This window comes from Sphingobium trunci (genome assembly GCF_022664535.1).
GTDB lineage: Bacteria > Pseudomonadota > Alphaproteobacteria > Sphingomonadales > Sphingomonadaceae > Sphingobium.
Map to the genome: position 1 here is coordinate 1 of NZ_JAKUJY010000022.1, position 24,912 is coordinate 24,912.

Here is a 24,912-nt window from a genome sequence, read left to right on the forward strand (position 1 = left end):
CCACTGCCGGCTACGATCGACGCGCTCATGGCGCTGCAGGGAAGCCACCTGCTCGTGCAGGGGCCGCCGGGCACGGGCAAAACCTACACGGCGTCGCAGGCGATCGTCGCGTTGCTTGCGGCGGGCAGGCGCGTTGGCATTGCGTCGAACGGTCACAAGGCGATCAACCAGTTGCTCGGAGAGGTTGAGGCGCTCGCCGCGACCAACGGGCTGCGCTGTCGCGGCATCAAGAAGAGCAGCCGAGAGGACCAGATGCTGGGCACTGGCGGCTGGATCGAGGAGACGCTCGATAACAAGGCCGTGGCGGCCGGATATCAACTCGTCGCAGGCACCGCGTGGCTGTTCGCCCGGCCCGAACACGACCAGGCGTTCGACTATCTTTTCATCGACGAGGCCGGGCAGGTTGGTCTGGCCAACGTCGTCGCGATGGGCGTCGCCGCGCGCAACATCGTACTCGTCGGCGACCAGATGCAGCTCGCTCAGCCGATCCAGGGAACCCATCCACGCGGCAGCGGCGTGTCCGCCCTCCAGCATCTGCTCGAAGATCACGCGACCGTGCCGCCTGAACGCGGTGTCTTCCTGTCGGAGACGCGGCGCATGCATCCCGACCTCTGCGCGTTCGTGTCGGCAGCTATCTATGAGCGCCGATTGCACTCCGCGCCCGGGACCGAGTTGCAGTGTTTGCTTGCCGATCCCGCTCTCGATCCCGAGGCGATCGCGCCGGCGGGCCTGCGCTTCGTGTTCGTCGACAGCCTTGGCTGCACCCAGCGCTCGCGCCCTGAGGCAGACCGGCTCGATCGGACCTACCGGGCGCTTCTCGGCCAGCGCTGGCGCGACCGGCAGGGCGTCGAGCGGTTGATCGGTGTCGAGGACATCCTGGTGGTCAGCCCGTTCAACATGCAGGTCGAACTCCTGAAGACGACGCTACCCGCAGGCGCCAGGGTCGGCACTGTCGACAAGTTCCAGGGCCAGGAGGCGGCGGTCGTCCTGGTGTCGATGGCGACCTCGAGCGGGGACGATCTGCCGCGCAACATCGAGTTCCTCTACAGCCGCAACCGCTTGAACGTCGCGATCAGCCGGGCGCGGTGCCTCGCGGTCATCTTCGCCAACCCTCGGCTGCTTGAAATTCCGTGCTCGACCATCGCCCAGATGGAGCTGGTCAACGGGCTGTGTTGGGCGCGGCAGTTCGCGTTGGCGCAGGCGGCGGGCGCCGTCGACCCGACCGCTTAGAGCTGATCGAAGACAGAGCCCATGCGCGGGCTGAAGAGGCGCTCGTAGGTGCGGAGCAGGAAGCCGTCGGTCATTCCGGCGATGTGATCGCAGATCACCCGCATCTTGTCGTCCGCCGCCTCGTAGCGGGCCCGGGTGCTCTCGGGGAGGAGAGACTTAGGGTCGGTCGCCAGCGCTTCGAACACCGCGACCACCATCTTCTGGCCCTTGAACTCAAGATGCTGGACCGCCGCGCTCCGGATTACCTTCTCCCTCACGGCCTTCTTCAGGGCCTTGAGGAAGGTGCGCTGGCGCTCGGGCAGGTCGACCCGGTAACGCATCAGCGGCGTGTCGAACGTGCCCTCGGTCCTGATCTCGACCGAGGTGATCAGGTGCGTCACCATCCGGCCGATGTTTCGCTTGCGCGTGTGCTGGTCGCCGGTGAGCACCCGGACGAAGCCCTCATAGACGTGATTGCCGAAGTTCTCGCGGCTCTGGAGATATTCGAGGAAGCATTTGCAGGACTCCTCGGGGATCATCGCCGTGATGTCGGCCGCTTCCATCAGCCCCATCGCCAGCGCATCCTCCAGATCGTGGACCCCGAATGCGATGTCGTCGGCCAAGTCCATAATGCTGCAGTCGAATGTCTTGTGTTCGGTCTCGCCATGGTCGCCATCGACCGGCTTCCAGGACGTGAACAGGTCGCGATCGGCCTGGGGCAAGGGATCGAGCAGCCAGTCCACCACGTCCTTCTCGGTGTCGAGATAGCACTTGGGTGGGCGACATGCCTTCCGGTTGATTAGGCGCACGACCGACGTGTCGCCGAGCAGGGCGGGTCGCAGCTTTTTCCTCTGCGCTTTGCACCGCGCTCATGGGCGCCGGATATTTGAGCACGCCGAGGAGCGAGCGGCGCGAGAGGTTGGCGCCGTTGTTGTCGGAGAAGCTCTCGAGCCGGCTGAGGATACGAAGCGTTTGCCCGTTCCCCTCGAAGCCGCCGTTCTTGCGCATGCTGTAGTGGAGCGCGACCTCGCCGCCGTGCCCGAATGGTGGGTGTCCTAGATCGTGTGTCACGCCAATCGCCTGGATCATGGTGAGATCGGGAATCCAAGGCGCGGCGTCGTGTCTGGCGAAGTCTTTATTCAGCTGGCGGGCGATGCCACTGGCAATCTGAGCGACCTCGATAGAGTGGGTGAGCCGATTGCGGTAGAAGTCGCTGTCACCAAGGTTGAGGATCTGGGTCTTGCCCTGCAACCGACGGAATGACGCCGAATGGACAATACGGGCGTAATCGGTGGCAGCGGCGTCGCGGGCGTCGGACTTGCCGGGCGTCCAGCCCTCGCGGCGTTCGCTCCAAATGTCAGCATTGGGTCCCCTGGTCATTCTGTTTCAAACGTCCTTTTTCGTCTGCCGCATGGACCGACCGCAGCGTTTGGGATGTGAGAGCACATTGAGTTGGATCGCACAAGTTTGGTGCAGCGGTGGCGGGCGCTGTGGCCTAAGTGAAGCTGATACCTGAGATCATGATCGAATAGGCGTCAGAACGTGCCGCGTGAACGAACGGTCGGTTTCCAGGACCAAGTTAAGCGCAACCAACGTCCGCTCTTGCGGCGGCATCGGCCAAAATGGACATTGAGAGTTGCGGAGTTATCGCGTCCCAAGGACGGTCGAGCCGGTCCGATTGCGAGATGAAATGGTTCGTGCGATGAGGACAGGTAGATCCGGCCGCAATCTCCGGTCGGGGTCGATTACGGGCGACGATATGGAGGATCGGATTATGGTCGAGAACAAGCCGACTGAAGAAGTCGACGTCACGAAAGAGTGGCGCGCCTCACAGGATCAGAAGTCGGGTGCGAAGCGCCTGCGCCTGTTCGCCGCGCTCGCGTGGGTCGTTGCCATCGGCGGCGAGATCGCGGGGATCGTACTCCTCCGCCAGCACAAGTTCGACCATGGCAATCTTGCGCTCCTGATCGGGATTCTCGTCGGCATAGCTATCTTCGCCATCGCCGGCAGCCTGATGTGGAAGGCGGCCAACAAGCACGATCCCGCGCGCGCGTCCGAGCCATTCAAGTTCTTCGTCCAGAACCAGCTCGGCGCGATCATCACCGTTGTCGCCTTCCTCCCGCTGCTGGCGCTGATCTTCTTCGATAAAAATATGGATCCCAAGAACAAGAAGATCGCTGGCAGTGTCGGCGTGGTCTTGGCGTTGCTTGCGACGGTAATCGGGATCGACTTCAACCCGCCCTCGGTGGAAAAGTACACGCAGGACATGAATCAGTGCGCGGCGCAGATCAAGGCGAGCCAGCCTACGACCGCCTGCTCGCCCGAAGTCGCCGAACAGGCCAAGCAGATCGCCGCCGATTCCGAGACAGTCGCGGCGGCGACCAAGGACGACGCCCACCCCGCCGGCCAGGACGTAGTCTACTGGATCGCACCGGAGAATGGAGCCAAGACTTCGGCGACGCCGCACGTCTTCCACCTTTGCGAAGCCGTCAGCCCGCTTCGTGGCAAGACTGTCAACCACGGCTCGGTAACCGAAGCCTACGCCCAGAACGCGAGCCGCATCACCAAGCAGATCGCGATGGAGCAGTCGCAGTGCGGGTTCAAGAAGGCGGACGCCTCCCCCAGCCCGTCCGCCACCTAGCCGGATCGTTTATGGCCCCCGTCGTCATCCAGCGTGGGGGTTAGCTGGATTATGAGGTTCGGCGTTCCGAGAACCGCCGGCGCCCGCACCACGCCTGCCACTTCGGGAGCATGGCGGAGTTGGTGCTGCCTAGAGCCAGCTCGCCACGCCGCCATGGTGTGAGCAGGTGCCGCGGTGGTTTTGGCTGAAGCTCCATGTACCGTCGCGACATCTCGCCGTCGCGCCGCTCGGCTGGGACTGAGACCGCATCGGCCGGTGGACCGAGCGTCCGTTCACATTCGTATAGTAATCGGAGCCGTGCGTGGTTCGTGGGGCGGATGTGTGGTGATTTGGGGCCTTCGCGAAACCGGTCGACGGGAGCGCCGCCAATGCGATGCAAGCAAGGATCATTGCCCTTTTCATGGTGCCCTCCCGGCCTTGTTGAAAGCTTCTGTTATGTGCTGCGTCGCTATGGCGCCTAGGTCCGGTCGGTCGGCGTGACGCCTATGCCTGCTCCTGCCTATCCGCTTCGCGGATTTCCCGAAGCTGCGTGATGATGCCCGTCCAAACGATCTGGTTGCCTTCGTGCTCTTCGGCGATGGCGTTTGCCAGATTCTCCTGCGCCGTGCGCTCCGCATTCTCGCTGTGCGTGGCGATCAGCATTGTCGCGACGCTGCGCAACTCCCACTTGGCGATGACGGGTTCGACATCGAACGGTTTTGTCATGGATTGCCTGCCCGTTTGTCTCGATCTGGCGTTTTACAGCACATCGCCTGTCGCAAATCATCAACAATTCACCGTTCTCGATCGATTGGCGATTACGAGACCTTGATGCCTACGCACGATAGATACTGGTGACCCAGCTTTTCGGTTTGTAAGTGCGCTCCTGATTTGACCGAGAGTGCTCAATCGTCGCCAGCGTCCTGCGGCGGCGCGGGTGGCACCCAAAGACCGCGTACATTGATCGGCCGATAGGTGGGGTCCTTCCGGATGCGGGCGCTCACCGAGGTATCCACCACGGTGCCTGGCGTAACCAGCCGTGGTTCGGCGAGCGGGAAATAGAGCCCCAGGAGGGACCGACGCTTCCACTCGAGGTATTTGACCGACTTGGGCAGGACTTCGAGCAACCACCATGCGCCCTTGAGCGAGCTGTGCATCGATCCCGTCTCCGAAGGCGCGGCGTACTGGTGCTGCGCACCGGCCTCATCGTCGCCGTAGGCCAGATGCCGGTAAGTCGCCTTGGTGATCCGCAGGCCGGCCTTCACGGCTTCGTCGATCATCCAAATCAGCGGCAGCTTGGAAAGCGCGCTATCCACTTCGGGATAGCCGCCCCCGACGTCGGAATGAACGCCAGCGAACCATCGCTGCTCGATATCCTGCGGTTCGCTCTTGCCGGGGCGGAACGGATTGGCAACGTAGGGCTGGGGCGCGTTCCATTTGGCGACACGAAACATGCGCCGCCGCTCGTCAAGCGCGAGAGCGTGCCGGAACGTACGGACTGAAGGATTGGTCCTGGTGTAGGGCAGGGCCTCGAGGCTCGGAATGTAGAACCGGTCGGCCCGCGGCACGATCACCGATCCGACCGTGTCCCAGACCCCGACGAAATGTATCGTCGGTCGGCGCGCGCCAATGGCCCGCGAAAAGTGCCAGGCGAAGGGGAGATCGTCGTTGCTTGCCGCACGCTTGTACGCGCCGAGTGCGCTGTCGCACATATTGAGCTGCTCGGGCCGAACCAGTCCGATCAGATGGATGAGACCTGCCAGGACACGCGCGGTCCAAGCACCGCGGCTGAAGCCAAAGAGGAAGATGCGGTCGCCTTCCCGCCAGGTCTCAACGAGAAATTTGTATGCGGAGAGAACGTTGTCATCGAGCCCGTAGCCAAGCGCCAAGCCGGCGATGTAGGTCACGTTCTGACGCCAGCGATTCCACGGGCTAGGCCTGGCGATCGTGCCGACACCGGGATTGTAGAAGCATTTCTGCTTCTCGCCTTTTTCGGCGATGCGGAAGAGCTTGAGGACGTTCGACAGGTTCCGGCCGAGTTCGTTGCCCGTTCCGTCGAGCATGATGACAAGGTTGCGGCCGCTTGGCGGCGTGATGCCGGGCTGCGGCTCATCATGCTCGGCCATCACTGCAACCATTGTCGTGCCCCTTGCTGGCCGCTCAGTCCGCCGACCGATTGTACTGCGCCGAGATGGCGGAGCCATCGATGCGGATGACGACGTTGTCACAGCCGCCCGGATCCTCGTCGTTGTCCGGCCCGATCTTGTGGGTGTTGGCGCCGCAGGCATCGTCGTCGATGTCGGTGCGGAACACCTCACCGCGCTGCTTCAGCGCTTGGACGATTTCCTCGTCAGGAAGCCTGACGGAACGATAGGGATGCGGACCCGACGAGATCACGAAAATGCGCGCGCCGACCGCGTCGATGAAAGCATTCCGTGATGAGGTGAGACTGCCGTGGTGTCCCACCACGAGAGCGTCAGCCTTGAGTTCAGCCCTGCAACACCCCAGCAGCGTTCCTTCGATGGAATTCGCGTCTGGCGGCGTCGACGGGCTTTTGCGCTCGCCACCTTCGGCGTCGCCTGCGAGCAGCACGCGGTTTCCACCAAGGTCCAGTCTGACGACGATGCTGTTGCCGTTGGGATCGGCGAAGTTGCTCGCATTGCGCCATAGCATCGACATGCTGGCTCCTATGCCAAGGGCGACCGGCGCGGCGGTCATCTTTTCGCCTTCGTGGAGGACGACCGTGCCGCTACACCCGCTTCCCGAGAAGCTGACGCTCCGCGTTTGATTGGATGCGATCGCGTCGTGGTAGGTCACGCCAGGTTCGCCGGCGATCGCCTTCAGGAAATGGCAGTAGCCGTCGGTGTTGTTGACCCGGCCCGAATCCCACACGTTCTTCACGTCGAAGACGCGGAAGACGTCGGGCATCAGTTGCACGTGGTCCTTGTGCGGATGGCTGAGGATCACGTGATCGAGACGACGAAGATCCGGTCGGACGGCGTGGATGTAAGCGACCACGCGGTTTTCGTCGCCGTCGTGCAGATCGTCCTGGCTTCCGGCATCGTAGAGCAGCGCGAAATTCTTGCTCTCGACGAAGACGGCCAGCCCAGTACCGACGTCGATCACATGGATCTTGTAGTTTGACGGTTGGACGAGCGACTCGCCCGCTCCAGCTTCCGCTACCTCGTTGGTCCAGGTCTTGCTGACATAGCCGTCGGTACCATCTGCCAGTCGCACATGGTACCAGCCCGGCACCTCGTCGATGACCTCCGCAGCCTCGCCGGGCCGGAGACGAGATAGGACGGCCGTATTCGTGCTCGGGCCTTGACGGACTATCACCGCGGTCGTCACCCGCTCTGTAGGCTTGACCTCGCGCGCTTCGACAGCCTGCAAGCAGAGAGCTGCAAAAACAAGCGAAAATGAAGTCAAAAACAAACGCTTCATAGCCACCCCCCGTCTGGCCGTCGGCTCAAGTTCGCCCATTCAACCTAAGACATCGCTATGTAATAATGATATTCTCGTCAGCCGATCCTCCTGGAATCAGGTCAGTCTACACCTTATCTACCCGATAGATATCGGGAATTTAATATCCACCGCGTTTGATCTGACGATTTCATGACCATATCGGAGGATATCCTGCAGGAAACATGCATCTGCTACCATTCGGTCGGATCGGCACTACATCTCGCATTTTCCTTGCCAGACTGGATTTGTAATTCGTCGAAATCGAGGGCATCCTGAAAATCCCAGCCGGAGAAGGATTAATCATGCGCAAACTGGTCATTGCAATCTTCGCCGCAACTTCCCTGTTCGCCGTGCCCGCGAGCGCCGAGGCTGCGCCGTGCAAGGATGCAAAGGGTAGGTTCGTCAAATGTCCCCCACCGAAGGCTGCAACGGCACCTTCGAGAAAAGCGCCCTGTCGCGACAGCAAGGGCAAATTCATCAAGTGCAAGTGACGATCAGTTAGCTGAGACGCCAGGCCGTCGAGGATCACGAGCATACTCGTGATCCTCGATAGGTAGCAGCCTTCATCTGAGTGAAAGTCTGCTTTCGGGAAGCTCGGAGAGCCGGCCCAACGACCGCAATGCCGGCACCAGCGGACAGCAGGTTTGTTCCCGGGTAATGTCCGGAATCGACGCTGCCGCGCTCCGGAGCTGACCGTCGCGAAAGTCCCAGTCTTTGCCACTCTACGCGCATCGATGCGATCCCGATTGCAGACATTGGTGGGATCAGCTTGATAGTTTGGCCCGCGACGAGCGGGGCGTTCGAAGCGGGCTTGCCGGCCTGAACACGCTGGGCCTCTTCCAGTAATAGTACGAGAGCGGCATGGCTAGCGGCCAGGTCGGTTTCGGCGCCGCTGAGCATGAGGGAGCCGGGCGTCAACATCGCGGTCTGTCGTTCGATCTCATCAGCCGCGATGTACGCGAATAGCTCTGGGCTGATGCTTCCATTTTTCCCCGATCCGATGCCCCAGGGGAGGGGAGGTGCCGGATTTCCTCTTCAGCGGAAATGGCGTTGGTTTTCAGAAGTTCTGCCAGATGGATGAGTACCGGCCATAAAATCTCAAAGCCTTTCAGATGATCGGGCAGGACGACATAGCGCAGGAAGCCTTCGACCGGCAGATCGGCGGCGTTGAGCAAATGGACATGGGTGTCGCCGACCGGCGGTTTGTCGGGAATCACGGAACCGAGCCGCGAGACGCGGCAGCATTCCGTGCAACCCGCGACGAGGCTGGCCAGCGCTGCAATCAGTGTTCGCCGGTAAGCATGGCAGGCATCATCTGCCCTCCGTTGCTGTCTTGGTTGGTGTTGCGATTTCGCTGAGCCTAATCCAAGGCTGCGGCCAGTCGCCCTTATAACGGCCAAGATCGCGCAGGCATCCCATGAATTTGGGGTCGAACATCACATCCTTGGGTTTGCGACATTGTCCCGCCCCGTCGGGCGCTGGCCAGGCGGTATAGCCGTCGGCGGTAGCGAGGAGGATTGGGCCTGTGGGATGGGCCAGACGAAGGGAGGCGATCGATCCGACTTCCAGTTCATTCACGACGATCGATTCCGCCCGAAGCGCTGCTGTCAGGGCACTCAGCTTCTTGTCTGCGTCCGGGTCGGGCGCGGGCACGCCATCGGGACCCAGGAGCTGCGTTGGCCCATTGCGGATGACATAGAGGATGGGAGTGGAAACGCTGCTTGCGTGCCCCCCCATTGCGATGGTCTCGGCCTGGGCTTGCCGGACGCCCCGCTCCAGAAGGTCGGCGACGCTTGCTTCGAAAACCGACCTGCGAACGCCTCCATCGAAATAGGTTTCATGGTTGATCTTAAGCTGCTGATAGAAGACCGGCATCGCGGCGGACGCCATCGCAACCGCGGTCAGGCATTGTTGCGCATTGGCGCGGTCGGTCGCCGCCGATCTGGCAATGGCCACCGCGTCGGCATAAAGAAATTCCCCAGTCCGTGCCTGAATGAAGCCGATATAGACTTGCCGATCGGCCCGTGCGAGCGCTTCGATCAGCGGACAGCCCAAGGCTGGATTGCCATCGGTGCAAAGGGCCGCCTCGATCCGTCGCCTGAGCGGTTTGAGTCCGGCCAACGCCCCGGTTATAGCAGCCACCTCCTTCATGCCGGGACGGTTGACGACGTCGCTTTCCTTTTTCGGCGAATAGGCTTTGATAAGCGCATCGAATGCGCCGCTGTCGTTGATCGCCACGAATAGGGATTGCACGCCACCGGTGCTGACGCCAGTTATGATCCCATAGTCAGTCGCCCCAGCTCCGCCTTTTTCATGCAGCCTCTGGAGCAGACCCGCGCCGAAAGCGCCCCACTGGCCACCGCCCGAGAGAAGCAACACTGGTTTCGGCGGTGGGTTCAGGAAGGGCGGCTGGTTCTTGTCGGTCGATCCGCGAGCAAGAGCCACCATGGCCCGTGCCATGGGATCCGCCTCCGCCAATTCAGTGTCGGGAGATCCCGCGACCAGCGTCTGAGATCCCTCCATTGTCTTGTGGCCGTGTCCAGGCACGTCGCGATGAATATCGCGCTCGAGGCGCGACTGCGGCAGTCTGTGGCTATAGGTCGCGAAATCATCGCAGGTGATGTCGATCGATCCGCGTGTCGCGCAGCCGCTTAGGGCAAGGCCCAGCGCCGCACATAGCATTGCTCTCATCATAGCCCCCCACTTTGAGCTCCATTGGCCTGCACGTTTCAGGCGGGAAACACACTGGTCTCCAGATAATTGATAAACTGGTGGCGGATGGCTGCGACGCTTTCATCCGTTGCACCCTCCGATCGCGCGCGCTGTGCTCGGTCGATGAACCAGAGCGCACGGGCCGAAGCAGTGACCGGGTCATCGACCAACCGTTGGACCGAACGACAGGCGGGATCGATCTTGATGGTCCCGCCTTCTGGCGGATGATCGGCCACGCCGTGCGCATCCGGCACAATATGGCCTTCATCGTCCGGAATAAGGAGGTTCTGTATATTATAGTCGTACCAGGCCACAGCGCGCTGGCACATGATCCGGGCGACAAAGGGACCGCGGGCGCGTGGCACGGTATCGCCTAGCGCAACGCGCGCGACATGCGCCTGAGAAAAACTGTCCTGTATCAGGTGGACTACAGCACCGCGGGCGGCCATGCGGGCCAGATCGTCGCCAGGTTCCCCTGTCTTTTCCCAGCACCTGACTTCCTGCAATGGATTGGGGCAGTTCAATGCGAACAGGGTGGCGACCTTCCAGCCTTTTCGTTTCGTCCGGTCGGCACACCAACTATCATCCCGGAAGGTCAGCGCCTGCTTCAAACCCGGATGCGTGATGCTTTTGACCGCTCCGCAATAGGATTGCCGACGGAAGTTGCGATCCGTGGCCGCGTCGAACGCGAAACTTGCCCAGGCAACAGCAAGCGCGCGCGGCTCTTGCGGCCCGCCCGCATCGCTGCTCAGCATCTGGGCATGCATGAACTGCAACCGTCCGAAATGGGAAGAGCAGAGCAGGCCGACATCATCGATCGCGGGTCCCTTGTGCATCGCCGTCGCGCAGTCGTTCATCAGCTTGATGCCGAAGCGGATCTTCGATGGATCGCGGTCGAGCATGCGGACGGGATCATCCGGCCAGCGCGCGGCATAGGCTTCCGTGCTCTTGTCCTTGGGTTGCGCCTTGCGGATTTGGCCGAGCACCCAATCGAGTTTGCCGCTACAATCGGCCGGTTCATTTCCCCCGGCTTCTTCCACGCACTGGCGCGCCGCGAGCGTGAATGTTTCGTGAAGGTCGTAGCTTGCCTTTGCCTTCGAACCCGAGCCAATTTCAAAGGCGGACGAAGGTACCGAAGCCAATAGGAGTAGGCCAAGAATCGGGATGAGAAGGTTGGTTCTGTTTCGCAATTGGGCACGCTCCATCCAAGAATAAAGCGACCACTTGGGTCCATCCATCATTCAAATTAACAAGCTTTGCAACCTTCATCGTGAAGGCGTCGGTAACTGAGCTTACCCTGGCGCTCCGCGTGCACCCGTTACGTTCCGTTCAATTGAATCTGTCGCCTTCAGGGTAAGGCGGTCGAGATTACGTTTAGTCTGCGGATAGCCGACCGCTTGAACCGCTTCCCATGATTGTACTGACGGCGGTAGCGGCTGGATTGGCGCCAGTGAAGGAAATTGAAATGCGAGTGTCCAGGTTGATTCCGGTTTTGACGTGCATTTGGCTGCTACGGCCCGCGCAAGCCGAGCCGACCGAACTGGCGCGGAATGCGGACAATACGGTGCTTCGATCTTACGGTTTCGATGTTGAGGGGATGAACCCCGATGTGCGGCCCGGCGACGATTTCTTTCTCTACGCCAATGGGAATTGGATATCGAAAAGCGAGATACCGGCGGACAAGGCGAGTTTCGGCGTGATCAATGAGCTTGAAGATCTCTCACGCGAACGAAGCCGGGCGATCCTGGATGAGGCACGGCAGGATCCCTCGAGCAAGATAGGCGCGGCGTATCGCAGCTATATGGACGCGGAAGCTGTCGAGCAGAAGGGGCTTACGCCGATTGCGCCGGCGCTCGCGGAGATTGGCGCAGTGCACAATAAAGTGGAGTTCGTCTCACTGTTGGCGAAGAGCAATCGCGCGGGCGTTTCAGGTCTGTTCCGCCTCTTCGTCGGTCAGGATGATAGGAACCCTGACGCGTATGTCCTCAAGCTGAGCCAGGGTGGATTGGGACTCCCGGATCGCGATTACTATCTTGATCGAAGCGAGAAAATGGCCGTGATCCGCAGGGCATATGTTAGCCATCTGACCCGCATGCTGGAAATGATCGGTGGGCGCGACGCCGCCGGGCGGGCCGAGGCACTGATGAGGTTCGAGGCGGAGATCGCCAAGGTTCATTGGTCCCGCGTTCAAAGCCGCGACGCTGATAAGGTCTACAACAAAATGACGGTTGGCGATCTGATGAGAGCCACCCCGGGTTTTGACTTCCGGCGTTATTTCGCGGCGATCGGGATCAAGCCAATCACGCTGATCGTGTCTCAGCCGAGCGCCATCGCGGGAGAAACGGCGTTGTTCGAAAAGGCGCCGCTGCGTGTTATTCAGGATATGCTGGTCGTCCGGACGCTCCATGCCTATGCCGATTTCTTGCCCGATCACATCGGCGCGGAGGATTTTGGTTTCTTCAACACGGTATTGATGGGTACGCCCACCCGGCCCGAACGCTGGAAGCGGGGTGTGGACTTTCTCAAGGGCGCGCTCGGCGAGGAAGTCGGCAAGGCCTATGTCGCCCGGTATTTTCCGCCCGAGACCAAGGCCACCGTGGAGGAACTGGTCAGGAATGTGATTGAAGCCATGGGGCAGCGCATCGACAGACTGGCCTGGATGAGCGACGCTGCAAAGGTTCGAGCACCCAGTAAACTCGCGGCATTTACCGCCAAGATCGGCTATCCGGACCGGTGGCGGGATTATTCGGGGCTGACGATCAAGGCTGACGACCTCTACGGCAACGCGGTTCGGGCCAACCAGCTTGCCTTCGACTATAATGTGGGGAAACTCGGCAAGCCGATCTATCGCTGGGAATGGGGCATGACGCCCATGGAGATCAACGCTTATGCCAATTTCGGCAAGGTGGAGATCGTGTTTCCGGCCGCGATCCTGCAACCGCCCTTTTTCCATCCCAAGGCGGATCCAGCGGTGAATTATGGCGCGATCGGTGCTGTGATCGGCCATGAGATCAGCCATCATTTCGATGACCAGGGTTCCAAATATGACGAAACCGGCAAGCTCAACCAGTGGTGGAGCGATGCCGACATCGCGGCATTCAAGGGACTGGGGGAACGGCTGGTGCGGCAGTTTGACGGCTACGAGCCTTTCCCCGGCGTGCATGTGAAGGGGGCGATGACATTGGGTGAGAATATCGGCGACCTCGCGGGATTGGCGGTGGCGCTGGACGCCTATCACGCGTCGTTGAGTGGCAAGCCAGCCCCGGTCATCGATGGCACGACTGGCGACCAGCGCTTCTTTCTTGGATGGGCACAGGTCTGGCGAATGAAATATCGAGAGGGAGCCCTGCGCCAGCGTCCCGTCACGGACTCCCATTCCCCGGCGCAGTATCGCGCCTTGACGGTGCGCAACTTCGACGCATGGTACGCTGCGTTTCAGGCCAAGCTAACAGACAGGCTGTACCTGCCGCCTCAAGACCGCGTCAGGATCTGGTGATGATCGGGCTGGACGGTGCGCGTCCCAACCCCGTCCTGCCCGATCTCGCTCATTCCGCGAGCCGCTCTTCGCAGATTTCCTTCACCAGGGACTGAAGATGACGGAGGCGTTCGCAAATCCAGTCCAGTTCTTCCACGGCGATCTTATAATGGTCTGAATAGCGTGCATTGACATAGGCGCTACGGAGCAGTTCAAAACAACGCTGAGCAAAGCGCGTATCGCGTGGCCATGCTGCAATCAGCCGGCTTTCCTGTCCCTCACATTGTGAACGCAGAAAATTCAGCTTGTGAGATTTCGGTGAATACAGCCTCGCAACCAGAAGAAAGCAGTGATATAGTCTCTCGGTGGCCTGATGCAGAGCGAATGCTGCTTCGTTCGAATGGCCTTCGCTCATGGCATGTCGCGCCATGCTCAAAAATCCCACTGAGCTTGGAAACCATTTGTCGAAATATTTATGCGCTTCCTCCCGGACCTCTTCGGGTGGGAGCTTGCTCGGTTGGTTGAAGGGGTGGTCAGGGGCTTCGTAGAGGACGATCCCGTCTCGGATGATATCGACAAAAAAGGGCCGCCCCTTTTTGAGCTGCGCATTGATGTCGGTGAGGCTGTGGTAGATCGGATTCACCGGCGTTCTGATCGTTTTGGTGATCGTCTGCGCCCGCATCAGATGATCTTCAGCTTGTGTCCAATATTCGACCGGGTCAGCCAGTTCCTCGTGGTTGACGACCACCAGGATGTCATAGTCCGAGAAATAGCCGCCAACCGGATCCTCGACCCAGTCGCCGCGCGCGTATGAGCCAAATAGGATCACCTTCAATATCTTGCCCGCTTTCCGATGCGGCGCATTGCGGCCGGCCAGCGCATCATCGAACTCGGCAAAGAGGATGCGGACAACCTCTTCGAGTTCGGCGCGCTTGCGGAGAGGCAGATGATCAAGAGCGGTCTTCATCGCCCAAGAGTCGTTCCTCGGCGCGGAAAAGCCAAGAAAAATATGCGTCTCCCTTCAATCGACAGCCTGGAGACCGGCGCGAGCCAAAGGCTCGCTGCTCCCGTGAAGGCAGCAAATTGCCCGGCTTTGGATCACGAATCAGCCTGCGACGGTGAAAGCGCTTTGCCACAGGTCGGCACTTTTTGGCGAAGCCTCCGCCAAAAAGTGCCGAATCCCGGCGGCTAATTGGCGGCGTTCGCGCAAAAAGCCGCGGAGACGAGGCCAGGCGACAATTTTTTCTTCCGTTCGTGCCCGCCAGTTAGACAGTCGCTCTGACTGCGCTATGGAGATTAGGTCGGGTGCCGTGAAACAGGACGTGTGTCCCATGGGCCGGGGGATCGGCGGGCTTTTGGTTCGTCCGGTCGGCAGCGGCGCAACGTCTAAATACCGGGTCCTGGTACAGGATTTCCAACACCCGACCCCTTTTCCCAAGTGCTTGCTACAAGATTCCAGTTGCGGGACTCTCATTCTGCCGTCGGGAGGCCGATGGCGGGGCGTGGAAACCCCTGTACCGAGATCGCCGACACGGGCGCTTGCGCTTGTGTTCCCGATCCACGCGCGCGCCTTCGGCGCAGCGTACCGGCATGGAGCCCTTCCTTCGCTGCCCGTATTGGGTGGCGCGCCCGTCGTAATGTGAGGAAAGGCGCGGGTAATGACCGGCGAGCGAGGAAAAAGGCCGTCGCTGTCAAAGGACGGGCGGCGGGACGGGATGATCGATCGGCTTTACCGGAATCATTCCGGCTGGCTGCTGGGAATGCTGCAACGCCGCTTTGCGGGCATGGGCCTTGAACCGGAGGATCTGGTGCACGACACCTATATACGGGTCGCGCGTTATGACGAGGAAGCGACGCGGCGCCATCCCCGCGCCCTGCTGCTGCGGATCGGCGTCAATCTGGCGTGGGACCAGATGCGATTTAACAAGTTCCGGCCTTCACCGCTCGCGGCCAATGATCCCGATCCGCCCTTGGACACCCCGACTTATGGCGATCAGGAATATCAGCTGGATCTCAAGCGGGCCATCCTCTCCCTGCCACCGGACCTGCGCCGTGCCTTTATTTTGTCGCGGTTCACGCCCATGACAAACGCAGACATTGCAAAGCGGCTCGGGATTCCGATCAAGACCGTGGAATGGCGGATTAGCAAGGCACTTGCACATATCGCGCAATGGCTGTCGGACTGAGGGCATAGATGACCATGGGCAGGGAAGAGGACAGGAAGATTGAAGAAGAGGCCGCCTATTGGGTGACGCGCTTCAACTCCCGTGTCGCGGACAATGGCGAACTCCAGAAATTCTTCGAATGGAAGAAGGATCCGCACCATGCGGCGGCCTATGAACGGGCTGACAAGCATTGGCGCGTGTCGCAGGAACTTGGGAAAGATCCGGAAATTGCCCGGCTGATCGACCGGACGCTAGACGAGACGTCGCCCAGATCGGTTATCAGGCGCCCCGTCTTATGGATGGCGGGCGCGGTCATGGCCGGTGCCGTGGCGCTCGGCGCATTCCTGCTCTGGCCGCTCTCAATCCATTACGAGACCGGCGTCGGTGAGCAACGACTGGTGCGGTTGGACGACGGCACAAGCCTTCATCTCGATAGCGGTAGCGCGGTCGATGTGCGCTTTACCGCCGGGCATCGCCGCGTCTCCTTGATCAGTGGCCGCGCCCTTTTCGATGTCGCGCACGACAAGAACCGTCCCTTCGACGTCGATGCGGGAGCAGCGACTGTGCGCGCGCTTGGCACGCGTTTCGAGATCGATCGACAACGAGCTGACGCGAGGATTCTCCTCATCGAGGGTAAGGTCAAGGTGGATGCCGCGGAGTGTTCCACCGGGGCTTGCACCGATCATCTGCTTCCCGGTGACATGATGATGGCGAGCGAGGCGGGCCTGGGTGCCAAGGAGCGTGGAAATGTCCAGGCGATCACATCCTGGACGTCCGGCCGGCTTCAATTTACGGGGCGTGCGCTCGCCGATGCGGTCGATGAGGTCAACCGCTACTGCAAGTTGCCGATCATTCTAGACGCTCCAACCCTTTCTGACGAGCGCGTCAATGGCGGCTTCGCCCTGGGTGACCGGGATGCCTTCATCCGTGCCGTGACCGCCCTCTATCCTCTGCGGGCGTTGCATGAGGATAACGGCACCATTCGCCTGGTCCTTGACCCGGCGAGATCCTGAAACAAAAATATAACAATCGTCCAGGGTTACCCCCTTTTCCTCACGTTAAGGGATTAGGCGACGAGGAAAGGCGAAAGCTCGCCCCTCGGTCCGCCGGACCAGCAGGGGAAGGGGAACCATGAGAATTGAGGTTGTCAATCGAGCCAAGCGACAGAAGCGCGGGGCAAACAGGGTGCGCCACGTATTGATGACCTGTGCGGCCTGGGCGCTGAGTACCGTCCCCCTCGCGCCTCCCTTAGCCCATGCCCGGGAGGCCCGGCAGAATTTTGACATTGCCGCGGGATCGCTTGACCAAGCGCTACAGCGCTACATGGCGCTTACCGGACGCCAGATCCTGTATCGAAGCCAGCTTGTCGAGGGACGCCGCGCCAATGCGGTCGTCGGATCGATGGATGCCGATCAGGCTTTGCGCAAGCTGCTCGGCGGTCAGCCTATTGTCGTCAGTTTCCAGGGCCGCAACGTCTATGTGCTGTCCCCGCGTTCCGCGCCACCGCCAGCTGCGCGAACTCTTCCTCCTCGTCCAGCGCCCCAACGTCCCGCGCAAGTGGTGGCGCCGCGCCCGAAGCCGGTACCCGCTCCGGAAATGGTCTCGGAGCGCATCGTTGTCACCGGCACCAACATCCACTCGGCTGCGCCGCCTTCCTCCACGGTGATCAGCTTGACCGGCACCGAAATCGCCCGTTCGGGCGCTGGCACGGTCGCGGAAGCGCTGGCGTTGCTCCCGCAAAATTTCGGAGGCATGGCGAATGAAGACACGAGCCTCACCGGCTCGGACCGGGTCAGCATCAATCCAGGCCTTGGCTCCAGCATCAATCTGCGTGGGCTGGGTTCCGACGCAACGCTGACCCTGGTCAATGGCCGCCGCACGGCGGGCGCGGGCGGGAAGGGCGATTTTACCGATCTCTCCAGCATTCCGGCGGTCGCGGTTGAACGCGTTGAGGTGCTGGCTGATGGCGCATCGGCGCTCTACGGCTCCGACGCGATCGGCGGCGTCGTGAATATCCTGCTGCGCAAGGACTTCGAGGGAGCGGAAAGCCGCCTGCGCCTTGGCACCGTGACGCGTGGCGGCAGCGAGGACATCATCGCCGGCCAGGTGGCCGGCGCGCGCTGGTCGACCGGCCATATCCTCGCCGCTTATGAATATCAGCATCGCGGCCGTTTGCCAGGCTCCGCACGCAAATATACGCGCTCGGCGGACCTGCGGCCGCTGGGCGGGCATGACTATCGCCAATATTTCTCGGTACCCGGCACGATCGTCGCGCTGGACCCGGTCACCCGAACCTATGTCCCGGCCTATGCCATTCCCGATGGCCAGGACGGCACGGATCTCGAGCCCGGCGACTTCATTCCCGGAGCGAGCCTCTCCAGCCCGCGCGCCCATGTCGACCTTCTCTCCAAGCAGGACCGCCACAGCCTGTTCGTGAGCGGTGAGCAGGAACTGACCGACGGCCTCACCTTCTATGCCGAAGGCCGCTATTCGGATCGCACCTTCGAGGCCAATTCTCAGCCTTCGCTCACCATCATGAGCGTGACCCGCGCCAACCCCTGGTTCGTCTCGCCCACTGGCGGTTCGTCGGTGGCCATCGCCTATGATTTCGGTCGGGACATAGGTCCGATCGTCAGCAGTGGCCGGGTGCGCAGCCACTCGGTGACCGCTGGGGTCCGCGCGGAGCTGGGCGGTGACTGGCAAGTCGACGCCTATATGTCGCACGCACGGCAGGTCGATCGGCAATTGAGCGATCACCTGCTGAACAGCACCGCGCTCAACGAAGCGCTCGGCCTCACGGCTGACAATCCTCTGACGCCCTATAGCGCGCAGCGCGACGGCTATTTCAATCCGTTCGGCGACGGCGGCAGTAACAGCGCGACCATCAATAGGTTCATCGGCAGCGGCTTCATCCGGCAGCGCTACAGCAGCGAATTGCTGAACGGAAGCCTGATCGCCGACGGCACGCTGATCGACTTGCCGGGCGGGCCTCTGAAGCTCGCCTTTGGTGCCCAGGCGCGGGAGGAGAATTTCGCCCGCTCGATCCAGACCTATGCCTCGGGCATTACCCCGCCCGCGCCGGTGACCGCCAAGGCCAACCGTACCATCGTCGCGGTCTTTGGCGAACTGGCGGTGCCGCTGGTCGGACCTGGGAATACGCGCCCCGGCGTGCAGCGCCTCGACCTGTCACTGGCGGTTCGGCATGAGCGCTATTCCGATTTCGGCTCGACCACCAATCCCAAGATCGGGCTGGTCTGGGAGCCAATGGAAGGTTTGCAGCTGCGGGGTAGCTGGGGTACCTCCTTCCGGGCGCCCGCGCTCCCGGAAATCTTCGATCCCTTCCGTGTCTCCTACACGCAGCTGCCGACGACCGGCGGCGGCAATTTGCCGGTCCTGTCGCTGCGCGGCGGAAACCGCGATCTGGAACCGGAAAAGGCAAAGTCACTGACCGCTGGGTTCAAGGCGCAGCCCAAGGCGCTGCCGGGCTTCGGTTTCGAGGCGAGCTATTTCCAGACCCGCTTCTCCAATCGCATTGGTCAGCCGGTTACCGAGAATATCCTCCAGGCGCTCACAAACCCGATCTACGCCCCCTATGTGACCTTGATCGATCCGGCGCATAATGCCGCTGATCTCGCGCGCGTACTGGCGTTGCTCGCGGTGCCGGGGTCGAGCGTGCCGACAAGCTTCGCGCCCGAGTCTTTCCGCGCGATCATCGATGGGCGTTACGTTAATTCCGCCCGCGTTGATGTGCGCGGCGTCGACCTGCTGGTGCGCCAGAGCCTGACCCTCGGTGCGAATCGGTTGACCCTCTCGGTCAACAGCACGATCCTCATCGACTATAAGGATCAGCTGACGCCCGCCTCGCCGATGATCGAACGCGTGGGAACGCTAGGCAACCCGGTCGACTTCCGCTTGCGCGGAGTGCTCGACTGGTCACGGGGCGATGTCGGGGCCACGCTCTCGCTCAACCATGTCGGTCCCTACACCGACAACATCAGCGTTCCAGTCCGGCCGATCTCGTCCTGGAACGGGGTCGACCTGCAACTGCGCTATGAACCGTCAGCGGCGGAGGGCTGGCGCAAGGGCCTCAGCCTCGCGGTTACCGTGCAGAATCTCTTCGACCGGGACCCGCCCTTTGTCGATCGCAATCTCGGATTTGCCTATGACCCGGCCAATGCCGATGTGCTCGGCCGCTTCGTCTCCTTGCAGGTGAAAAAGCGATGGTAGTGCCCGGCGGCTAAGCCGCCGATCTTCGCTTGTTCCAGACTCAGGACTCTATGACATGCGCTTCTCATTGCTGGCGGCGCTATGCCTGGCCGCGGCCGGCATCGCCGATGCACGCCCCTATGGCGTGGACGATATGCTGCGCGTCGAAAGCTACGGACAGGCGCTGGTCGATCCCCATGGCGAATGGGCCGTGATCGATCGCTATCGGCCCTACGACAGCGGCACCAGCTATCGCTATGATGGCTTCAACCGGCGGGGCCTGGGTGTCGTGATGCGCCTCGCCCTTCAGCATGGCGGCCGATTGGAACCCCTGTTCAACCAGGATGTCGGCGCGGGCTACTGGATCGCGAGCCTCTCGCCCAGCGCCAAGCGCCTAGCGGTTTTCCGGCTGAAGGACGAGACCCTGTCGCTCGGCATTGTCGACATGGAAACGCGGGAGGTGGACTGGCTTCCCCAGTATCCCGCGACCTCGCTGCTGCATCCCGCGCCCGACTGGCTGGATGACCGCCGGCTGTTGCTGGTCGAGGCGAATGGGCCGTCACTGCCTTGGCCTCTCGCGGCCGGCAGCCGCTACCAGGCCGAAGTCACGTCCCTTTGGGCGCGCACGGCGCGAGGGCAGGCGCCTGGTGTGTCCGTGGTTGGCGGCAAGGGCGAGGCGGCGCCGGCCCCGCGACGCCGCCTGTCGATCGTGGACGTTGAAACGAAGGAAGCGCGGCAGATCGCCGCCGGGCCAATCGCCGATGTCGCGATCTCGCCCGATCACGCATGGCTGGCACTGCTCCGCGAAGGCCCGGAGACGGCCGTTCCTCCGGACGTCCCGGTGCGGTCGAGCGACCAGAACCGCCAATACCGCCTGTCGGTTGTCCCGCTACGGGGCGGGCCGGAGCGGCAAGCCTGTGCTGATTGCGATATTCAGCCGGGCTTTCTCGAATGGGCGCCCAAGGGCGGCCATCTCATGTTCTTCGCGCGCAAGTCGGGTGGAGACTGGGCAAAAGGAGAGTTGCGGTACTTCGACATGCGCTCTGGCCGCGGCCGGCCAGTTTTGGACGGCGTGACGCCCTTTCTGCCACCTGATGACAGCGGCGTTCGACTTGTTCGCGCCGGTTGGTGGGGGGATATCCCGCTCGTCTTCGGCAATAGGGGTGGGGGACCGAACCGCTGGACTGGTCCGCGCTCGAAAGCATCGATCGAAAAAGCGCTGGAGCGGTTGCCCTGCCAGCCCTCGGCGCTGCAGGCGGGGAGTCTCCGACTGCTCCTCGCCTGCCCCAACGGTCTTTGGGCGATGGACCGCATGGGCAAATCAGAGCGGATCGTGGAAGGCGTACCGGTCCTGATGCCTCGCCCGGCGAGCGAAAGTTTCGATATCGGGATTCGCGCCAACCATCGATCGATCACGCCCATTAGCGACGACGCGCCCATTCTCGTCCCACGGGGAGCAGAGGCGCAACTGGGCTGGCCGGGAGCGCCGATGCGGCGGATCAATATCGCGGATTATCCTGTCTCGCGTCTGCTAGCCGGCAGCAGGCGTGGCGGCATTGCGTTGTGGGTCGCGCGCAATGTCCGGGGTGTCGGCCGGCTCATGGCCTCAGGGCCGGCCGGCGTTCGCGAGGTGGATCGGATCAATGCCCATCTGGCCGATATCGATCTGCCGGCCATGCAGGCACTGCCGAACCGATCGACCGGGCTTGTCGATTGGTTGATCCTGCCATCGGGGATGAAGGATCGGCCATGGCCCCTGGTCGTGGTTCCCTATCCCGGCACGACCTTCAGCGCGGGCCGTCCGCCGTCGCTTGCGCCCGACATCGTGGCCTCAGCTGTAAATCCGCTCCTGCTCACGAGCTTGGGCTACGCGGTGCTCATGCCGAGCCTTGCCGATGCACGCGATGGGACGGATCGTGGCGCTAATCTACAATCCCAAGTGGAGCGGGCGGTCGACCGGGCCATTGCGACGGGTCTTGTCGATGGTGAGCGAATGGCAATCTACGGCCACAGCTTTGGTGGCTATGCGAGCCTCAAGATTGCCACCCAAAGCCATCGCTTCCGTGCCTATATCGCCAGCGCGGCTCCGGCTGATCTTGCTATCCAGCATGGCGCGCTTCCCCCGCCCGACAGCGTGAAGCTGGACGAGGGGTTTCCGCTGACCTCGGGGTTCGGCTGGGCGGAAGGCGGGCAGGGGCATATGCTCACCGGACCGCAGGCAGCGCCCGAGCGCTATTGGCGCAGCAGTCCCTATTACCAGGCCGATGGCATAAGCGATCCGCTGCTGCTCATTCACGGCGATATTGACGCGGTGCTCGCCATCAATTCCGAGCGTATGTTTGCGCGGTTGCACCGCGCTGGCCGGGACGTCACGCTGCTGCGCTATTGGGGCGAGGCGCATAATCTGCGCAGCCCCGGCAATATTCGCGATATGTGGCGCCAAATAGCCGCGTGGCTTGGTGATCGGCTGTCCGTCGGCAGGACGGCTACACCCAACGCCGCGCCCATGTTTCCATCGCCACCAGGGTCGCGAGCAGGGAATGGTCGCCACGCCAGAGCAGCGCTCGCGCATCCAGCATCGGCTCCAGCGCCGCGCGGTCGATAATTCCCTGGCGGACCAGATGCCCTTCGCGCAGCACGGGCCCAAGCCGATCAAGTTGAAGGGCGATGGCCCGGCTGTAAAAGCCCGTAGCCTCCCCCTTGGTGCGCCGATTGCGCACGGCGTCAGGCAACCATTGCGCGAGCACGTCGCGCGCACCGCCCCGGTCCCGCTCGTCGGGAACCAGTTCCCAGGTCGGCACGCGCAGGCAATGTTCGACGACAGGCTGCGACAGCATGGGATGGGCAAGCCGCAGACCGGCAGCGGTTAGGGTCGGGGCATGGAAGATCTGGCAATTGGCAAGCATGGCGATTTGCAGCCGTTTGCCGGGTGGCAGCCGCCTTGCCTCCTCCATCCAGGGGTGGAGCGGCAAGCCTGCTTCGAATTGCGCGCGAAGCAGCGGTCCGGCCAACGCGGCTTGAAAATTGGGAGCGGCGCGAGCCGGGGCGGGGTGTAGCGATCGCCAGAGAACCGACCAGATGGAGCGATCGGTTGACGCGGCGCTCGCGGCAATGAGCCGCCAATAGGCAGGGCCGGGACCTTTGGCCCGGAGTCGGTCGGCCGCGACATGAGGACCGCGCGGTTGAAAGAGAACAGCGTCACCGCCCTGGCCGCTCAATATGCGGGTCGCGCCAATTTCGTCGGCCATGCGTACCGAGATTCGGTCCGCGGTGAGATCGAGGCCATAAACCAAGGGCTGCTCCGGTCGGGATCGCTCCACATGGGATAGATAGTCGATCTCTTCCGGTTCAATCCCGACTTCTACCAGGGGAATATCCCAGTGCCCGGCCACCGCGCGGGCAAAGCGGCTTTCCCCCCCACCGGCCGAGCGCGGCACGAGATGGAGCGCCTGGATAGCGGGCCGTTCCTTCCGACTGGCAAGCCCGCCCAGGATCAGCGAGGAATCAAGGCCACCGGACAGCTCGACCGAAATCTGGTTGCTCCCCCGCGTCCAGCCGCCAATGCAATTGCCCAGGACCCGTGGAAGATCCGAGAGAGACTCCGGCCCGCGTCGAACGATGGCGGCGGGCGACCAGATGGACTCGGTGGTGATGCCGCTATCGCCGACATGATAGACTCGGCCGGGAAGCGGGATGGTCACGTCCGTGAGCGCGCTGAGGCTACCGGCTCGTTCGGGCAGCGCGGTCAGCGTCGCGAGCGCGGCCCAGTCAATCGTTGGTCGGACCCCCAGGCTTTCGAGCAATGTGTCGGGCAGGCCTCCGGTGATGAGCGTGAGGCCATCGACCTTCCAGATGTAGGCGCGCAGCGCGCCGGATGGATCACGCATGAAGCTGGTCTGCTGGCGTTCCGCGTCATGAACGAACGCGACATAGCGGCCCCAACAGAGGCGCGTGAGGGCGGTCAACGGTTCGAGCGGCGCGATGAAGCTTTCCAGCACCGCTGGCAGGGATTCGGCCGGCAGGCTCCCCGGCAACAAGGTGCCGAGCACATGCACGCCATGTTTTCGTGCGCTGCTGAGCCCCCAGTTCGATTGCGGCGGCTGCGCGAGCAACAGAAAGCCGGGATGGTCGGCCTGGGCGATGAGGTCGGGCAGGCGCGCGCGCAAGGCGCTGGCGATGGTCCGGGCGCGGGCCTCGGTCGAGGAGCCCGATGACGCGAGTAGCGCGCAGAAGCATAAGGGTTCAGACACGGGCAATGGATGCGTACCAGCGGACATGATCAGCCCAATCATTGAGGACACGCCCCTGCCATTCGATCCAGCAATGGGCTTCGAAGGGATAGGTGCGCACGCCGAAGATCCATTGCGCGGCGACACCACGTTTACGTAAGGTGCGAAACAGCAGCCAGGACTGGACGAAGCAACGGCCGCTGCGCGGCAGAAGGATACGCAATTGCCGGAACCGCTGGACCAACCGCACAACACCGGCGTCATCCAGCCTGCACTGCGTGGCGACGGCGACCGGGCGGCGGAGCAGAGCCTTGCGGCGGAGCTGATAATGGATGAGCCCCAGGATGACTGTCGGGACGAGCGTCAGGCTCGCGATCGTGCCGCCGCGGGGAGGCATGCCATCCTCCGGTAAGGTTGGGTCGAGGATGGATGGAATATGGTCATCCACCTCGCGCAGCAGTCCGGCGTCGACCAGTTCTCGGATGATCGGGTTGCCGGTATCATGGTCGTCGCCCTTGATGGCGAGAATGACATCTTGTGCATCTTTGCCCGCGAGACAGAGATAACTGTCGTCGGCGAGGTCGAGGAAAATAAGGTCCTTGCCGACATCGGCGACACGGACATGGGTGGTGGGGGTGAGTGGCATCGAGAGCGCAGCCCGTAAAAAAGGGAGCGGCGTCCGAGTGGAGCCGCTCCGAGGGGAAAGTCAGGGCCAGCACAGGACGGGCATGAATTCTTCGCTCTCGCCCATCTGGACGATCGCATGGGTATCGCGCGAGACGCTGCCGAGGCGCCGCAGGGACACGGACTTCACTTTGGTCATCACGAACC

18 protein-coding genes and 1 pseudogene are annotated in these 24,912 nt (G+C 62.2%); 7 read left to right on the top strand and 12 right to left on the bottom strand.

Annotated elements, in window-relative coordinates; genetic code table 11:
* On the top strand, positions 1–1,230 hold a 1,230-nt coding region (locus MJ601_RS16780), incomplete at its 5' end, for a DEAD/DEAH box helicase (protein WP_242128488.1).
* On the opposite strand, the gene MJ601_RS16785 is transcribed toward MJ601_RS16780, so the two are convergent.
* Positions 1,227–1,952 carry a dGTPase gene (locus MJ601_RS16785; RefSeq protein ID WP_242128491.1) on the bottom strand — a complete coding sequence of 242 codons (726 nt, stop codon included), beginning with the start codon at positions 1,950–1,952 and terminating at the stop codon, positions 1,227–1,229. The two genes, MJ601_RS16780 and MJ601_RS16785, sit on opposite strands and share 4 nt — an antisense overlap.
* Positions 1,953–2,109: 157 nt before the next feature.
* Positions 2,110–2,589, bottom strand: a pseudogene (gene dgt / locus MJ601_RS16790) (dGTP triphosphohydrolase); the annotation flags it as partial.
* 394 nt (positions 2,590–2,983) lie between these two features.
* On the opposite strand from dgt, the gene MJ601_RS16795 reads away from it, so the two are divergent.
* Positions 2,984–3,850 carry a hypothetical protein gene (locus MJ601_RS16795; protein WP_242128493.1) on the top strand — a complete coding sequence of 289 codons (867 nt, stop codon included), beginning with the start codon at positions 2,984–2,986 and terminating at the stop codon, positions 3,848–3,850.
* Positions 3,851–3,979: 129 nt separating this feature from the next.
* Here the strand turns inward: MJ601_RS16795 and MJ601_RS22050 are convergent, their stop codons facing one another.
* The 7 genes from MJ601_RS22050 to MJ601_RS16825 form a co-directional block, all read right to left on the bottom strand.
* A complete protein-coding gene (locus MJ601_RS22050) occupies positions 3,980–4,252 on the bottom strand; it encodes a DUF3761 domain-containing protein (RefSeq protein ID WP_348635596.1) in 273 nt (90 codons plus the stop codon).
* Between the two features lie 81 nt (positions 4,253–4,333).
* Positions 4,334–4,555: a hypothetical protein gene (locus MJ601_RS16800; protein WP_242128495.1), complete on the bottom strand. Its 222-nt coding sequence runs from the start codon at positions 4,553–4,555 to the stop codon at positions 4,334–4,336.
* Positions 4,556–4,734: 179 nt separating this feature from the next.
* Positions 4,735–5,967 carry a T6SS phospholipase effector Tle1-like catalytic domain-containing protein gene (locus MJ601_RS16805; protein ID WP_242128497.1) on the bottom strand — a complete coding sequence of 411 codons (1,233 nt, stop codon included), beginning with the start codon at positions 5,965–5,967 and terminating at the stop codon, positions 4,735–4,737.
* 22 nt (positions 5,968–5,989) lie between these two features.
* On the bottom strand, positions 5,990–7,273 hold the full coding sequence (locus MJ601_RS16810; protein WP_242128499.1) for an MBL fold metallo-hydrolase: 1,284 nt from the start codon (positions 7,271–7,273) through the stop codon (positions 5,990–5,992).
* 935 nt (positions 7,274–8,208) lie between these two features.
* Positions 8,209–8,511, bottom strand: a complete 303-nt coding sequence (locus MJ601_RS16815) for a hypothetical protein (RefSeq protein ID WP_242128501.1) — start codon at positions 8,509–8,511, stop codon at positions 8,209–8,211.
* Between the two features lie 94 nt (positions 8,512–8,605).
* The gene (locus MJ601_RS16820) at positions 8,606–9,985 is read right to left on the bottom strand and encodes a patatin-like phospholipase family protein (RefSeq protein WP_242128503.1); all 1,380 of its coding nucleotides are present in this window, start codon (positions 9,983–9,985) and stop codon (positions 8,606–8,608) included.
* A gap of 38 nt (positions 9,986–10,023) precedes the next feature.
* On the bottom strand, positions 10,024–11,196 hold the full coding sequence (locus MJ601_RS16825) for a hypothetical protein (protein WP_242128505.1): 1,173 nt from the start codon (positions 11,194–11,196) through the stop codon (positions 10,024–10,026).
* A gap of 275 nt (positions 11,197–11,471) precedes the next feature.
* Between MJ601_RS16825 and MJ601_RS16830 the strand changes: the two genes are divergently transcribed.
* Positions 11,472–13,502, top strand: a complete 2,031-nt coding sequence (locus tag MJ601_RS16830) for a M13 family metallopeptidase (RefSeq protein WP_491572928.1) — start codon at positions 11,472–11,474, stop codon at positions 13,500–13,502.
* A 49-nt stretch (positions 13,503–13,551) separates the two neighbouring features.
* On the opposite strand, the gene MJ601_RS16835 is transcribed toward MJ601_RS16830, so the two are convergent.
* A complete protein-coding gene (locus MJ601_RS16835) occupies positions 13,552–14,448 on the bottom strand; it encodes a HEPN domain-containing protein (RefSeq protein WP_242128509.1) in 897 nt (298 codons plus the stop codon).
* A gap of 748 nt (positions 14,449–15,196) precedes the next feature.
* On the opposite strand from MJ601_RS16835, the gene MJ601_RS16840 reads away from it, so the two are divergent.
* The 4 genes from MJ601_RS16840 to MJ601_RS16855 all read left to right on the top strand — a co-directional run bounded on the left by MJ601_RS16840 (position 15,197) and on the right by MJ601_RS16855 (position 22,457).
* Positions 15,197–15,667 carry an RNA polymerase sigma factor gene (locus MJ601_RS16840; protein WP_242128511.1) on the top strand — a complete coding sequence of 157 codons (471 nt, stop codon included), beginning with the start codon at positions 15,197–15,199 and terminating at the stop codon, positions 15,665–15,667.
* Between the two features lie 8 nt (positions 15,668–15,675).
* Positions 15,676–16,659 (top strand): FecR family protein, encoded by a 984-nt coding sequence (locus tag MJ601_RS16845; protein ID WP_242128513.1) that lies wholly within the window; start codon positions 15,676–15,678, stop codon positions 16,657–16,659.
* A 310-nt stretch (positions 16,660–16,969) separates the two neighbouring features.
* Entirely contained in the window at positions 16,970–19,873 is a 2,904-nt protein-coding gene (locus MJ601_RS16850) for a TonB-dependent receptor (RefSeq protein WP_242128514.1), read from the top strand.
* A 55-nt stretch (positions 19,874–19,928) separates the two neighbouring features.
* The gene (locus MJ601_RS16855; protein WP_242128516.1) at positions 19,929–22,457 is read left to right on the top strand and encodes a S9 family peptidase; all 2,529 of its coding nucleotides are present in this window, start codon (positions 19,929–19,931) and stop codon (positions 22,455–22,457) included.
* On the opposite strand, the gene MJ601_RS16860 is transcribed toward MJ601_RS16855, so the two are convergent.
* Together MJ601_RS16860 and MJ601_RS16865 are read right to left on the bottom strand one after the other, a co-directional pair.
* The gene (locus MJ601_RS16860; RefSeq protein WP_242128518.1) at positions 22,339–24,102 is read right to left on the bottom strand and encodes an asparagine synthase-related protein; all 1,764 of its coding nucleotides are present in this window, start codon (positions 24,100–24,102) and stop codon (positions 22,339–22,341) included. The two genes, MJ601_RS16855 and MJ601_RS16860, sit on opposite strands and share 119 nt — an antisense overlap.
* A complete protein-coding gene (locus MJ601_RS16865; protein ID WP_242128520.1) occupies positions 24,095–24,727 on the bottom strand; it encodes a lasso peptide biosynthesis B2 protein in 633 nt (210 codons plus the stop codon). The genes MJ601_RS16860 and MJ601_RS16865 overlap by 8 nt, the downstream gene beginning before the upstream one ends.
* Positions 24,728–24,912: the final 185 nt, after the last annotated feature.

Bases quoted from the DNA above. Each gene is read 5' to 3' on its own strand.
- MJ601_RS16795 (WP_242128493.1), top strand. From the start codon at position 2,984: ATGGTCGAGAACAAGCCGACTGAAGAAGTCGACGTCACGAAAGAGTGG.
- MJ601_RS22050 (WP_348635596.1), bottom strand. From the start codon at position 4,252: ATGAAAAGGGCAATGATCCTTGCTTGCATCGCATTGGCGGCGCTCCCG.
- MJ601_RS16800 (WP_242128495.1), bottom strand. From the start codon at position 4,555: ATGACAAAACCGTTCGATGTCGAACCCGTCATCGCCAAGTGGGAGTTG.
- MJ601_RS16805 (WP_242128497.1), bottom strand. From the start codon at position 5,967: ATGGTTGCAGTGATGGCCGAGCATGATGAGCCGCAGCCCGGCATCACG.
- MJ601_RS16810 (WP_242128499.1), bottom strand. From the start codon at position 7,273: ATGAAGCGTTTGTTTTTGACTTCATTTTCGCTTGTTTTTGCAGCTCTC.
- MJ601_RS16820 (WP_242128503.1), bottom strand. From the start codon at position 9,985: ATGAGAGCAATGCTATGTGCGGCGCTGGGCCTTGCCCTAAGCGGCTGC.
- MJ601_RS16830 (WP_491572928.1), top strand. From the start codon at position 11,472: ATGCGAGTGTCCAGGTTGATTCCGGTTTTGACGTGCATTTGGCTGCTA.
- MJ601_RS16835 (WP_242128509.1), bottom strand. From the start codon at position 14,448: ATGAAGACCGCTCTTGATCATCTGCCTCTCCGCAAGCGCGCCGAACTC.
- MJ601_RS16840 (WP_242128511.1), top strand. From the start codon at position 15,197: ATGATCGATCGGCTTTACCGGAATCATTCCGGCTGGCTGCTGGGAATG.
- MJ601_RS16845 (WP_242128513.1), top strand. From the start codon at position 15,676: ATGACCATGGGCAGGGAAGAGGACAGGAAGATTGAAGAAGAGGCCGCC.
- MJ601_RS16850 (WP_242128514.1), top strand. From the start codon at position 16,970: ATGGCGCTTACCGGACGCCAGATCCTGTATCGAAGCCAGCTTGTCGAG.
- MJ601_RS16855 (WP_242128516.1), top strand. From the start codon at position 19,929: ATGCGCTTCTCATTGCTGGCGGCGCTATGCCTGGCCGCGGCCGGCATC.
- MJ601_RS16865 (WP_242128520.1), bottom strand. From the start codon at position 24,727: ATGCCACTCACCCCCACCACCCATGTCCGTGTCGCCGATGTCGGCAAG.